Source organism: Chelonobacter oris (assembly GCF_000772535.1).
GTDB lineage: Bacteria > Pseudomonadota > Gammaproteobacteria > Enterobacterales > Pasteurellaceae > Chelonobacter > Chelonobacter oris.
In genome coordinates this window covers 112,002-124,708 of the sequence record NZ_JSUM01000002.1, presented here as the reverse complement: position 1 = coordinate 124,708, position 12,707 = coordinate 112,002, and the positions used below count along the sequence as shown (strand labels likewise).

General features: G+C 46.3%; 13 protein-coding genes and 5 tRNA genes. 7 read left to right on the top strand and 11 right to left on the bottom strand.

Annotated elements, in window-relative coordinates:
* Positions 1-234 precede the first annotated feature (234 nt).
* Positions 235-1,200 carry a tRNA dihydrouridine synthase DusB gene (dusB, locus tag OA57_RS01260; protein WP_034612371.1) on the top strand — a complete coding sequence of 322 codons (966 nt, stop codon included), beginning with the start codon at positions 235-237 and terminating at the stop codon, positions 1,198-1,200.
* 39 nt (positions 1,201-1,239) lie between these two features.
* Positions 1,240-1,536 carry a DNA-binding transcriptional regulator Fis gene (gene fis, locus OA57_RS01255; protein WP_034612369.1) on the top strand — a complete coding sequence of 99 codons (297 nt, stop codon included), beginning with the start codon at positions 1,240-1,242 and terminating at the stop codon, positions 1,534-1,536.
* Between the two features lie 151 nt (positions 1,537-1,687).
* Here fis and OA57_RS01250 read toward each other — a convergent pair whose 3' ends face one another.
* From OA57_RS01250 to gltX, 4 genes are all read right to left on the bottom strand, one after another.
* Positions 1,688-2,269 carry a sugar O-acetyltransferase gene (locus tag OA57_RS01250; protein WP_034612529.1) on the bottom strand — a complete coding sequence of 194 codons (582 nt, stop codon included), beginning with the start codon at positions 2,267-2,269 and terminating at the stop codon, positions 1,688-1,690.
* 6 nt (positions 2,270-2,275) lie between these two features.
* Positions 2,276-2,980 (bottom strand): GDSL-type esterase/lipase family protein, encoded by a 705-nt coding sequence (locus OA57_RS01245; protein WP_052122319.1) that lies wholly within the window; start codon positions 2,978-2,980, stop codon positions 2,276-2,278.
* Between the two features lie 107 nt (positions 2,981-3,087).
* Positions 3,088-3,163: transfer RNA gene (locus tag OA57_RS01240), tRNA-Ala, on the bottom strand.
* Between the two features lie 121 nt (positions 3,164-3,284).
* On the bottom strand, positions 3,285-4,727 hold the full coding sequence (gene gltX / locus OA57_RS01235; protein ID WP_034612367.1) for a glutamate--tRNA ligase: 1,443 nt from the start codon (positions 4,725-4,727) through the stop codon (positions 3,285-3,287).
* Between the two features lie 184 nt (positions 4,728-4,911).
* On the opposite strand from gltX, the gene OA57_RS01230 reads away from it, so the two are divergent.
* The 5 genes from OA57_RS01230 (at position 4,912) to OA57_RS01210 (ending at position 6,234) form a co-directional block, all read left to right on the top strand.
* A tRNA-Val gene (locus OA57_RS01230) sits at positions 4,912-4,987 on the top strand.
* Between the two features lie 41 nt (positions 4,988-5,028).
* Positions 5,029-5,104, top strand: a tRNA-Val gene (locus OA57_RS01225).
* 42 nt (positions 5,105-5,146) lie between these two features.
* A tRNA-Val gene (locus OA57_RS01220) sits at positions 5,147-5,222 on the top strand.
* Between the two features lie 34 nt (positions 5,223-5,256).
* Positions 5,257-5,332 (top strand) — tRNA-Val (locus OA57_RS01215).
* A 110-nt stretch (positions 5,333-5,442) separates the two neighbouring features.
* Positions 5,443-6,234, top strand: coding sequence for a glycosyltransferase family 32 protein (locus OA57_RS01210; RefSeq protein ID WP_034612365.1), 792 nt, complete (start codon positions 5,443-5,445; stop codon positions 6,232-6,234).
* Positions 6,235-6,278: 44 nt separating this feature from the next.
* On the opposite strand, the gene hisIE is transcribed toward OA57_RS01210, so the two are convergent.
* From hisIE to hisD, 7 genes are all read right to left on the bottom strand, one after another.
* Positions 6,279-6,896 carry a bifunctional phosphoribosyl-AMP cyclohydrolase/phosphoribosyl-ATP diphosphatase HisIE gene (gene hisIE / locus OA57_RS01205; protein WP_084589839.1) on the bottom strand — a complete coding sequence of 206 codons (618 nt, stop codon included), beginning with the start codon at positions 6,894-6,896 and terminating at the stop codon, positions 6,279-6,281.
* 24 nt (positions 6,897-6,920) lie between these two features.
* Complete coding sequence (gene hisF / locus OA57_RS01200; protein ID WP_034612362.1) at positions 6,921-7,694, bottom strand: imidazole glycerol phosphate synthase subunit HisF; 774 nt, start codon at positions 7,692-7,694, stop codon at positions 6,921-6,923.
* On the bottom strand, positions 7,676-8,425 hold the full coding sequence (gene hisA, locus OA57_RS01195) for a 1-(5-phosphoribosyl)-5-[(5-phosphoribosylamino)methylideneamino]imidazole-4-carboxamide isomerase (protein WP_034612358.1): 750 nt from the start codon (positions 8,423-8,425) through the stop codon (positions 7,676-7,678). The genes hisF and hisA overlap by 19 nt, the downstream gene beginning before the upstream one ends.
* Before the next feature lie 44 nt (positions 8,426-8,469).
* Entirely contained in the window at positions 8,470-9,063 is a 594-nt protein-coding gene (hisH, locus tag OA57_RS01190; RefSeq protein WP_034612355.1) for an imidazole glycerol phosphate synthase subunit HisH, read from the bottom strand.
* Positions 9,060-10,154 carry a bifunctional histidinol-phosphatase/imidazoleglycerol-phosphate dehydratase HisB gene (gene hisB, locus OA57_RS01185; RefSeq protein ID WP_034612521.1) on the bottom strand — a complete coding sequence of 365 codons (1,095 nt, stop codon included), beginning with the start codon at positions 10,152-10,154 and terminating at the stop codon, positions 9,060-9,062. The genes hisH and hisB overlap by 4 nt, the downstream gene beginning before the upstream one ends.
* On the bottom strand, positions 10,154-11,215 hold the full coding sequence (gene hisC, locus OA57_RS01180) for a histidinol-phosphate transaminase (RefSeq protein ID WP_034612352.1): 1,062 nt from the start codon (positions 11,213-11,215) through the stop codon (positions 10,154-10,156). The genes hisB and hisC overlap by 1 nt, the downstream gene beginning before the upstream one ends.
* 175 nt (positions 11,216-11,390) lie before the next feature.
* Entirely contained in the window at positions 11,391-12,683 is a 1,293-nt protein-coding gene (gene hisD / locus OA57_RS01175) for a histidinol dehydrogenase (RefSeq protein WP_034612348.1), read from the bottom strand.
* Positions 12,684-12,707: the final 24 nt, after the last annotated feature.

Here is a 12,707-nt window from a genome sequence, read left to right as displayed (position 1 = left end):
CAGCAGAATGACAATCAAGCGTATTCTGTTTTTCAGGCGGATCAAATTTGCAGGATACCGAGCACTTTCTTAAGCATTCTTTTCGTTGTTTTTTTAACCAGATCAAAAAAATGCAAAAAAACGCAATTTGTATAAAAAATGTGCTTCCCTAATTGGCAAAAAGTGCGTATTATAGCCCCCCTTGTTCGATGATGGTTCTGTTTCGATTCTGTTTATTGTTGCTGTGGTGATTCTATGCGTATTGGAAAATTTCAATTAAAAAATCGCGTATTATTGGCACCAATGGCGGGAATAACCGATCAGCCGTTCAGAAGACTTTGTGCCCGTTATAATGCGGGGATGAGTTATTCTGAAATGATGTCGGCGAATCGTGATGTGTGGCACACGGAGAAATCTCGCTTGCGAGTGGCTCACCATGCGGAAATCGGGATCAATGCGGTGCAGATTGCCGGCAGTGATCCGCAGGAAATGGCACAAGCGGCGGCATTGAATGTAGAATTCGGCGCACAGTTGATAGATATTAACATGGGCTGTCCGGCTAAAAAGGTAAATCGCAAAATGGCGGGCTCGGCATTGTTGCAATATCCTGATTTAGTGGAAAAAATTCTGCAAGCTGTGGTCTCGGCGGTGAATGTGCCGGTGACATTAAAAATTCGGACAGGCTGGGATAAAACCAATAGGAATTGCGTTGAGATCGCTAAAATAGCGGAACAATCCGGTATTTCGGCGTTGACCGTACACGGCAGAACCCGTCATTGTTTATATGAAGGGGAAGCGGAATATGATCATATTCGTGCGGTGAAACGGCAGGTTTCTATTCCGGTGATTGCGAACGGTGACGTGACATCACCGCAAAAAGCGAAATACGTTCTGGATTATACCGGAGCGGATGCCGTGATGATCGGGCGGGGTTCTCTCGGTCAGCCGTGGCTGTTTCGACAGGTTGATGCTTTTTTGCAATCGGGCGAGCTTGTGGCGGAGCCTGATTTGGCGGAAAAGTGTCAGGTGGCATTCGAGCATATTCAAGGCTTGCACGATTTCTACGGCGAGCAGAAAGGCTATCGGGTTGCCCGTAAACACGTAAGTTGGTATTTGGATAACATCAAACCAGATTCTGCTTTTAAATGTGCTTTTAACACGATTACTGATCCTAAACAGCAGTTAGTTGTGTTGAAAGAGTTTCTTGACTCAGTCCGATAGGATTGGGGTGATTTTTTTAGTTAAATGGAACACATAACAATGTTAGAACAACGTAGCAATTCAGATGCATTAACAGTTTCAACTTTAAATGCGCAGTCTCAAATTACCAATAAACCATTAAGAGATTCCGTTAAACAAGCGTTGAAAAATTATTTGGCTCAATTGAACGGGCAAGATGTGAATGATCTTTATGAGTTGGTATTGTCCGAAGTCGAGCATCCGATGCTGGATATGGTGATGCAGTATACTCGCGGTAATCAAACCCGTGCAGCCAATATGCTGGGTATCAATCGTGGAACGCTACGCAAAAAACTGAAAAAATACGGTATGGGCTGATTTTAGATTGATAAGTCAGATAATGAAAAGGCTGTCGAAGCGATTTCGGCAGCCTTTTTATTTATCGATAATTTGTATTTTATTTGCCGTGAGATTATCCGATTCCGGTTTAAGCAGTACGGGTATGGATTTGAATAGCGTGTTAACGGGCTCAAGTGCGGTTTTTATCGGTTTGTTCAATATTTTTGATAACGCGGCAAGGCACTCCGCCCGCCAGAACATTATCCGGAATATCGTTGGTTACTACACTGCCGGCCGCAATAACCACATTGTTGCCGATTGTAACGCCGGGCATCACTTTGACCCCACCGCCAAACCAGACATTATTGCCAACGCAGATCGGGTAGGCATATTCCAGTCCTTGATTACGCCGCTCGGCATCCAGCGGATGCCCGGCGGTATAGAAACCGCAATCGGGGGCGACAAAGACATTGTCGCCAAAAGTGACGTGTGCCCCGTCCAAAATTACCAGATTATGGTTTGCATAAAAGTTTTCGCCGATGCTAATGTTATAGCCGTAATCACACCAAAACGGTGCGGTAATGGTGAATGTTGTACCGGTTTTGCCGAATAAGCTGCGAATGAGGATTTGTTGTTGCTCGGTCGCGGACGGGCGCAGTTGGTTATAGTCGTAACACTGCTCTTTGCAGCGTCGCCGCTCTTCGATCAACGCAATATCATTATTCGCGTCATAAATCAGCCCCGCCGACATTTTCTGTTTTTCTGTCATCATCATCGATTAATCTTGCTTATTGTCCTTCAGATATGGTAACAGAATTTGCAAATAGTGTTGATATCCGGCTATCGTTAGGTGTAGCCCTTCACGGGTATAGTCTAAAATTAATTCGTTTTCCGCATTTAAAAATCGGCTATGCAGATCCAGATACGGCAAATGGTGTTGCTGTGCCACGAGTTGTAAATGATGATTAAGCGCCTTAATCCGTTGATTATCACTCAGGCTCATCATCACCTGATCAATTTTATCCGCTTTTGATTTGTTTACCGGCAATACCGACAGCAGATAAAGCCGGCAAGTCGGCAAATGGTGTTGCAATAAGGAGAGAATCTGGGCGATACGTTCACTGACTTGCTGCGGGCTGTCATTCGGGTATTTTGCCAAATCATTGACGCCGATCAGTAAGAACAATTTTTGAGGTTGTAGCGGATAAATATGTTGCGGCAAACGCCTGATCACATCATAGGTGTCATTGCCGCTGATTCCCCGATTATAGATAGCCATCTCAGGCAACATTTCGTTAATCGGAAACTCTTCGGTAATTGAGTCGCCTAAAAATACGATCTGATTCTGCTTGGTCAGTGAGTTCAATTGATTATAACGCGTTGTCATCATGTCTCTTCGTTCCGCACTGAAATTAACCAGAAAGGCTTCTGCCTCAGTTTTGTGTTCCACAGCAACAAACTGTAAAATTTCTCTTAATGCCATAGGAAGTTATGCCTGAATAGGTGTGTCGACTTGAAAGGAAATACTACTTGAGGTAGGTTGAAAATACAATAGCGCAATACTTAAAGAAGAAATACGGGCGAAAATTTTGGTGGAGATAGACGGGATCGAACCGACGACCTCTTGCATGCCATGCAAGCGCTCTCCCAACTGAGCTATATCCCCATAAGAATGGCTTTTATGATGTTCTGTGTGAGTCATCATGAAAGTGCGGCTATATTAATAACCGCACTTGAATCTGTCAATCTGATTTCCGTGATTCTTGGTTTGAATGGCTAAAATTAAATCAGTTGTATTTGTTTTGAATAAATTCAATCGCATTTTGGATACGATTTAAGCTACGTTCTTTGCCGATACCGAGCAAAGTTGTGTCTAATGCCGGCGATTGCCCACCGCCGGTGACGGCAATGCGCAGCGGCATACCGACTTTACCCATGCCAAGTTCCAGTTCGGCAGCCGTTTGTTCGATGGCTTGGTGAATGTCATGGGCGTTCCAATCGCTAAGTGCGGTCAATTTTTGCAAGACGAGCGTGAGTGGTTGAATCGCCGCCGCTTTAAAGTGTTTTTTTACCGCACTTTCGTCAAATTCACTGAAATCTTCGAAGAAATAACGGCTGGCGGCCGCCATTTCTTTCAAGGTTTTACAACGTTCGGCCAATATTTCAACGATGTAGGTCAAACTCGGGCCGTTTTCGGTATTGATTTGTTGGTTTTGCATGTGCCATGCCAGATGAGCGGCAACTTTTTCGGTCGGCAGCTCGCGTATGTAGTGGTGATTGAGCCACAGTAATTTGTCGTGGTTGAATGCACTGGCGGAGCGGCTGACCGATTTCAGATCAAATAAGGCGATCATTTCGTCACGGCTAAATACTTCCTGATCGCCGTGTCCCCAGCCTAGTCGAACTAAATAATTGTTTAGCGCCTCCGGCAGATAGCCGTTGTCACGATACTCCATCACGCTGACGGCGCCGTGGCGTTTGGACAGTTTTTGTCCGTCATCGCCTAAGATCATCGATACGTGGGCATAAACAGGAACCGGAGCGCCTAAGGCTTTCAGAATGTTGATTTGGCGAGGGGTGTTATTGATATGATCTTCACCGCGCACTACATGTGTAATGCCCATATCCCAATCGTCCACCACAACGCAGAAATTATAGGTCGGGGAGCCGTCGCTGCGGCGGATAATCAGATCGTCCAACTCTTGATTGCTGATTTCAATTTTGCCGCGTACGGCATCATCGAAAATCACAGAGCCTTCCGTCGGGTTTTTAAAGCGCACAACGTGAGGTTCGTTTGCTTGATGAGTGTGATCATGCAGGCAATGGCGATCGTAACGCGGTTTTTCTTTATTTTGTTCTTGCTGTTCACGCAGGGTTTCTAACCGTGCTTTGCTACAGTAGCAGCGGTAAGCCAATCCTTGTTCCAGCATTTGGTCGATTACTTGGTTGTAACGGTCAAAGCGTTTGGTTTGGTAATACGGGCCATGTTCCCAATGTAGATCCAGCCATGACATGGCGTCCAAAATCGCATCGGTTGCCGCTTGGGTAGAACGTTCCAAATCGGTATCTTCGATACGCAGTACAAACTCGCCTTGATGATGACGGGCATAGAGCCAAGAGTAAAGTGCGGTACGGGCACCGCCGACGTGCAGGAAGCCGGTCGGGCTAGGGGCAAAACGGGTTCTGACCTTGGTGTCGGGATTAAAATTGAATAGGGGCTGAATATCCATATATTGACCTTGTAAATTCGCTAAATATAAAAATTCGATGAACGGCGTTTATTGTACTATGACTGAGGGCTATTGATAGCGAAAATTGATCTTATATGTTTATTTTTACAACAATCGACGCCAAAAATGTAAAAAAGCATTGACTGAAATACAGCACCAATTATAATGCTCGCTCACAACAAACGGGCGATTAGCTCAGTTGGGAGAGCACCTCCCTTACAAGGAGGGGGTCACTGGTTCGAGACCGGTATCGCCCACCACTTTTTCTAAAGTATCTGTTTGTTGATAAGTTTGACCGTGCGGGCGATTAGCTCAGTTGGGAGAGCACCTCCCTTACAAGGAGGGGGTCACTGGTTCGAGACCGGTATCGCCTACCAATTCCGCACAAACTTACCCAAGATTTCAAGGTAATCTTAAGTGGGCGATTAGCTCAGTTGGGAGAGCACCTCCCTTACAAGGAGGGGGTCACTGGTTCGAGACCGGTATCGCCCACCACTTAAGCCTGAAATCAAACCGCACTTCACAGTACGGGCGATTAGCTCAGTTGGGAGAGCACCTCCCTTACAAGGAGGGGGTCACTGGTTCGAGACCGGTATCGCCCACCAATTTTTTTCAATTAGCATTTCTACTAAAATATCCATTTAAACAATCACTATTCAAGCCGATTATGCTATATTGCGTGTAAATTCAAATAATCTAAAAATCCGGTGATATAATGGAATATAATAAAATCAATAATAAAACCGCTATTCTGATTGCCAATCGTTGCAGTCGCTTGTTGGGCAATATCTGTAAAACACTCTGCTATCCGTTTCATGCCGCTTTCCCTAAAAAACGCTTTAAAATCCCGTCGTTCAGCCCGGCGAAGTTTAAATCGGATAAACCCACTAAAATCAATAAAACAATTTGGCAGACCAATTATACCAATGAAGTCAGTTTGCCGGTTTATCTGAACTATTTGTTTAACCGTTTAATGTCGCTAAGTTTTGACTATCGTTATGTCAGTACCGAAGAGCGAGAAACCTTTATCCGTGAACAGGCGGACGAGCGAATGTTTGCCGCTTACAGTAAATTGACGGACGGCGCGGCGCAAGCCGATTTTTGGCGTTTACTGGTCTTGTACAAAATTGGCGGCATTTATATGGATATTGACGGGCAACTGGTATGGCCGTTGTCGAAAATGATTGCGGAAAATGATGATGAAGTATTGATTTATCGCAAAGGCAGATATAACAATTTTTTTATTGCTTGCGCAAAAGGGAACCTGATTTTAAAGGATACGCTGGATATCGTGATTGACAATATCGAGCAGCGCCGAATTGAACACGGCGTTTATAATCTGACCGGTCCCGTTCCGTTTAATACCGCAATCGGCGATAAAAAAATGAGTGTCCGGCCGGAAAAGTTCACCGCCATTCAAGGCAGTTTTACCAATGAATATTTTCAATATATCGATAAGAAAAAAGGTAAGTGGACACATGCCAAAAAAGAGGATTTACTGAAATAATATGAAGGACAAGCCTGATAATGTGCTGTCAGGCTTGTTTGTTTTTATTTGGCGTGCCGCTCTTTCAATTTCCCAATCACATCAGCCCAAGACAGATCCGCATCTTGCAATAACACCGTCAAGTGATATGCCAAATCGGCGGCTTCGCAAATGGTTTCTTCCCGATCTTTCACGGTGGCCGCAAGTGCGGTTTCCACACCTTCTTCCCCCACTTTTTGCGCAATGCGTTTGGTGCCGCGCGAATATAAATGGGCGGTATAGGAGCTTGCCGGATCCGCCCCTTTGCGTTCGGCAATCAGGCGCTCCAATTTGCTGAAAAAGATCCAGTCGGGTTGGCAAGCGTTTTCAAACTGATGGAAACAGCTTTCTGCGCCGGTGTGACAGGTTTCGCCAATCGGATCGGCGAGGATCAATAACGTATCATCGTCACAATCTAAACTGACATCAACCACATTTAGAAAATGGCCGGACGTTTCCCCTTTGGTCCATAAGCGTTGTTTGGTGCGGGAAAAAAAAGTCACTTTTTTCTCGTCAAGAGTTTTTTGCAAAGCGGGTTGATTCATATACCCCAGCATCAATACTTCGCAAGTGGTGGCATTTTGTACGATTACCGGCAGTAAATTATCGACTTTTTGCCAATTGATTTTTTGTATATCCAACATGTTTATTTTCCTATTTGGCTTGTGTTATCGACGCACTTCCACACCTTCTGTCGCCAGATAGGTTTTGAGTTCGCCGATGTTAATAATCTGTTTGTGAAACACACTGGCAGCCAGTGCGCCGTCAACGTCGGCATCAAGAAACGCATCACGGAAGTGCGCCATTTCACCGGCACCGCCGGAGGCAATCAACGGCACGCGGCATACCGCTCGAACCGCACTTAGCTGTTTTAAATCATAGCCGTTGCGCACGCCGTCCTGATTCATCATATTCAATACGATTTCACCGGCACCACGTTGCTGGACTTCTTTTACCCAATCCAACAACTGCCAGTTGGTCTGGCGGGTGCGGCTTTCGTCACCGGTGTATTGGTTGACCCAATATTTTCCGCTTTCTTGCTCGAACCAACTGTCAATCCCGACGACAATCGCTTGTACTCCAAAGCGATCTGCTAAACGGGAAATGAGATCGGGATCGGCAAGTGCGGGGGAGTTGACCGAAATTTTATCCGCACCGAAGGCAAAAATCTGCTCCGCATCCTCAATAGTTTTTATCCCGCCGGCTACACAGAATGGAATATCAATCACTTCTGCTACCCGTTCAACCCAGCTTTTATCCACCGTGCGACCGTCTGACGAAGCGGTAATATCATAAAAAACCAGTTCATCGGCGCCTTCTTCCGCATAGCGTTTGGCAAGGGGAACAATATCGCCGATAATTTCATGATTACGAAATTGTACGCCTTTCACCACTTGCCCGTTACGCACGTCTAAACACGGGATTATCCGTTTTGCCAACATTCGATTGCCTCCGTGACAGTAAATTTTCCTTCCAGTAGCGCACGTCCGACAATAACGCCTTTTACACCGCTGCCTTTGAGTGCTTCGATATCGGCAAGCGAGCCGATACCGCCGGATGACTGGAAGTCGATCTGAGGGAATTCGGCACAGATTTCACGATATAAATTCACGTTTGAGCCTTGCAATGTGCCGTCACGGGAAATATCGGTACATAAAACGTGCCGTAAGCCGACAGCGCGGAAATCCTGCACCAGTTCTTCTAGGGTTACACCGCTGTTTTCCTGCCAACCGTGAATCGCTATCTGTTTTTGTCCGTCCGTATTGATATTGACGTCTAATGCCAGCACAAATTTTTCTGCGCCGAACTTGTCAAACCAACCTTTTACCATGGCAGGCTGTTTGACCGCCGTTGAACCGATTACGACACGGTTCGCCCCAACAGCCAACAAATCCGCCACATCTTGTTCGCTGCGAATGCCGCCGCCGACTTGAATCCGGCTTTGGGTTGCTTCAATGATATTGCCGATAAGTGCGTTTTGCCGTTTGAGCGGATCTTTCGCCCCGGTCAGATCCACTAAGTGCAATTGTTCGGCTTCTTGACGAATGTAATCGGCAAACTGGGTAATCGGGTCATCGCTGTAAGTGGTTTGTTTGGCATAATCCCCTTGATGCAAGCGAACTACATGCCCGTCGATCAGATCTAACGCGGGAATAATTATGGATTTTTTCATCTGCTTTCCTTATCTGGCTAGGGTAGTCAATTGCGCTAGGGTAGTTAAATGTTCTGTACAAAATTCTTCAACAGCTGCGCACCGGCTTTGCCGGAACGTTCAGGGTGAAACTGGACGCCATAGACGTTTTTAAAGCCTAACGCCGCAGAAAACGGGACGCCGTAATCGCAAGTGGCGATAGTATTGTCGTTCGGCAACACGGCATAGCTGTGTACAAAATAAAAATGGCTGTTTTGTTCGATGTCGGCAAATAGCGGATGATCCGCCTCATACCGCACTTGGTTCCAACCCATATGTGGCAGTGGCAAGTCACAGTCAGGCAATAATTCAGTTTTCCCATCCATTAACGCAAGGGTTGGTAGATTGCCTTCAGCTGAATATTCGGTCATTAATTGCATTCCCAAACAAATCCCCAGCATTGGCTGTGTCGCATTTCGGATTACGTCAATCAAATTACGTTCTTGCAGATTGCGCATTGCCGCTTGTGCAGTACCTACGCCGGGCAACAACAGTTTATCGGCAGCTTGAATTTTATTCAGATCACGGCTAATTTCTGCGGCAATACCTAAGCGGTCAAGGGCAAATTTAACCGATGAAAGATTGGCACAGCCGGTGTCGATAATGGTGATGTTGCTCATAAAACACCCTTTGAACTCGGCAATTCATTGCTTTCAATCCGAATCGCTTGACGCAAGGTGCGCCCGAAGGCTTTGAAAATCGCTTCTACTTGGTGATGGGCATTTTTGCCTTTTACACTCAAGTGTAGCGTACATGCCAAGGCATAAGAGAGTGACATAAAGAAGTGTTCCGCCATTTCGGTGCTGAAATCGCCCACTTTGTCACGAGTGAATTTCGCTTTGAATTTCAAATAAGGGCGACCGGACAGATCCATCGCACACTCCGCTTTGCATTCGTCCATCGGCAGCACGAAGCCGAAGCGAGCGATTCCCCTTTTGTTGCCCAATGCTTGTTTTAGCGCTTCTCCAAGAGCAAGTGCGGTATCTTCAATGGTATGATGATCATCGATATGCAGATCGCCGTCTACCGTAACTTTCATTTTGAAACCGCCGTGAGTAGCGATTTGATCCAACATATGATCAAAGAACCCCAAACCGGTTTTAATTTCGTTCATGCCTTGTTCGTCCAGCCAGACTTCCACCCGAATATCGGTTTCTTTAGTGGTGCGGGTTACGGCGGCATGGCGCGGCTTAAATCCCGGTTTGCGAATGCGTTTTGCCAAGATTTTTTCAACGATTAAATCCCAATTCAGATTTTCGGGGTGATATTGAAGCCCTGTAATACCTAAATTATCCGCTAATTGCATATCGGTAGAGCGATCACCGATCACATAGCTGTGTTTCGGATCAAAGAGTCCTTTATTGATATATTTTTTTAGCAAGCCTAGTTTCGGTTTACGACAACTACAATTATCTTCCGGACGGTGCGGACAAATTAAAACATCATCAAATTCAATCCCTTGTGAGCAGAACAGATCCATCATCGAATTATGCGGCAGATCAAAATCAGATTGCGGCAGGGAATCCGTACCCAAACCGTCTTGATTACTGACCATCACAAAACGAAAGCCTTTATCGCGTAATTTCAGCAGAGCGGGAATGACATTCGGCTCAAACTTCAGCTTTTCCAGCGTATCAATTTGAAAATCGGTTTTCGGCTCATCAATTAACGTGCCGTCACGGTCGATAAACAGAATTTTTTGCGGGGTCATCATCTATTCTCCATTTTTTTAATTGCGTCAATGACTTGACGGTTTTCATCGGCTGTGCCGATTGTAATCCGCACACAATTCGCCAAGCCCAAGGCCTTATTTTGATCTCTCAAGATAATACCCTGATCCCAGAGGGTTTTAAATACTTTTGCGCTGTTTGGGAATTTGACCAACAGATAGTTGGCTTCGCTATTGAAAATATGCTCCACTTGCGGGAGGGATTGCAATTGTTCGAGTAGCCAAGTGCGGTTTGTCAGTACATCGTCAACCCGCTGTTGCATTTGTCGTAGACCGGTCGGCGCAAGCGCTTGCGCCGCCAAATCGGAAACCGGTACGGGAATCGGATAAGGGGCGATAACTTTTTGCAAGACGCCGATCAGTTCAGGGTTGGCTAAGGTGAAGCCGCAACGCAATCCGGCTAAGGCAAAGGCTTTCGATAGAGTGCGGATAATCGCTAAGTGCGGGTAGTTAACCAGTTCGTTAACCATTGTGGCTTGCGGGCAAAATTCGATATAGGCTTCGTCGACCACCACAATCGCACGATTTTTTGTCATTTCCAATAATTGCATCAGATCCGCACGATTAAGCAGCGTGCCGGTCGGGTTGTTCGGGCTACAGACAAAAATGACTTTAACGTTTGCCAGATTCGCTTCAATTTCAGTCAGATTAAGTTGAAAATCCGTGGTTAACGGCACGGTTTTAATCGCAATATCGCACGTTTCGGCACTGACGGCATACATGCCGTAGGTCGGCGGGCAGTATAAAATCGCATCGTCGATTTCGCAAAAGGCACGGATTAACAACTCGATCCCTTCATCGCCGCCGCGAGTAACCAGCACATTATCGGCGTTGACACCGGCATATTTGGCATAGGCGTTAATTACATTTTCCGGTTGTGCTTCAGGATAACGGTTAAAAGTGCGGTTGATTAAATTCAAATCGGGCGAGGTTGCATATTCGTTGGCATTTAACCAAACATCGCCTTTGCCGCCCAAACGACGAGCCGATTGATAGGGCGTCAGCGCTTGAATATTTTTGCGTGAGAGTTGTGAAATGCTCATTTTATGTCCTTTAATATATTTTCCGGTGTTGTTTTAAACACGGCTGACATTTGAAGTTGTGTTAACCAAACGGTTTCCTGTTCAAACGAAACTTGTAAGGCAATATTGCCATCTTCACGGGTATAAATTTCAATTTGATTTTCCAGTCTCATCTTCTAAAAGCACAGCCGCACTTTCAGCATGATCCTAATTTCGCCAAGCGAATACTGACCGCTTGTTTATGGGCGTCCAGCTGTTCCGCACTTGCCATTAATTCCACGGTTTTTGCCAGATCTTTAAAGCCTTGCGGTGTCAGCTCCTGCACCGTCATTCGCTTACTGAAATCGGCTAAGCCTAAACTGGAATAAGTGCGGGTGTAGCCGTAAGTCGGCAGCACGTGGTTGGTGCCGCTGGCGTAATCGCCCATACTTTCAGGGGAATAAGCGCCCAAGAAAATTGAGCCGGCGTTATCCAAGTGCGGTAATAATTCACGGGCGTTTTCCACTTGCACCACCAAATGCTCAGGGGCATATTCATTGCTGATTGCTATACATTGCTGCAAATCTTGAGCAATAAAGGTGCGGCTGTGGGCAAGGGCTTTGCGTGCGGTTTCGGCGCGAGGTAAGGCGGTTAATTGACGCTCAATCGCAAGTGCGGTTTCCGCCGCCAGCTTTTCACTCGGCGTAACCAAAATCACTTGACTGTCGGCACCATGTTCCGCCTGTGAAAGTAAATCACTGGCGACAAAATCGGGATCGGCAAATTCATCTGCCAGCACCAGTACTTCGGAAGGTCCGGCGGGCATATCAATCGCCGCACCGTGAGTCAGTTGGCTGACTTGACGCTTGGCTTCGGTCACAAACGCATTGCCCGGCCCGAAAATTTTATCGACTTTGGTCACACTTTCTGTGCCGATCGCCATTGCCGCCACCGCTTGCGCACCGCCGACGGCATAGATGGTTTCTATCCCGCAGAGATTGGCGGTATAAAGGATTTCATCGGCAATCGGCGGCGGCGAACACAGTATCACTTTTTTACAACCGGCGATTTTCGCCGGAATTGCCAACATTAATACGGTTGAAAAGAGCGGGGCGCTGCCGCCCGGAATATATAAACCGACACGGTTAATCGGACGGGTCACAACCTGACAACGCACGCCGGTTTGCGTTTCTAAATCTACTGCTTGCGGTTTTTGTGCTTGGTGGAAAGCGGCGATGTTGCGTTTGGCGTTTTGGATTGCTTGTTTCAATTCTGCGGGAATGCGTGTTGTTGCTTGTTCGATTTGCTGTTTTGATACAGTCAGACTGTCGAGTTTGACGCGATCAAATTTTTCACTTAAGGCAAACAGTGCAGTATCGCCGTCGGTTGTAACCGAGTCTAAAATGGCTTCGACCGCACGTTTAATATCGCCGGAGGCAGAAACGGCAGGACGGGTCAGCGCTTGCTGTTTTTGTTCATCGCTCAAATTGTTCCAAATTAAGGTCTTCATTGTTATCCCTTTTGCTTGTCTGTC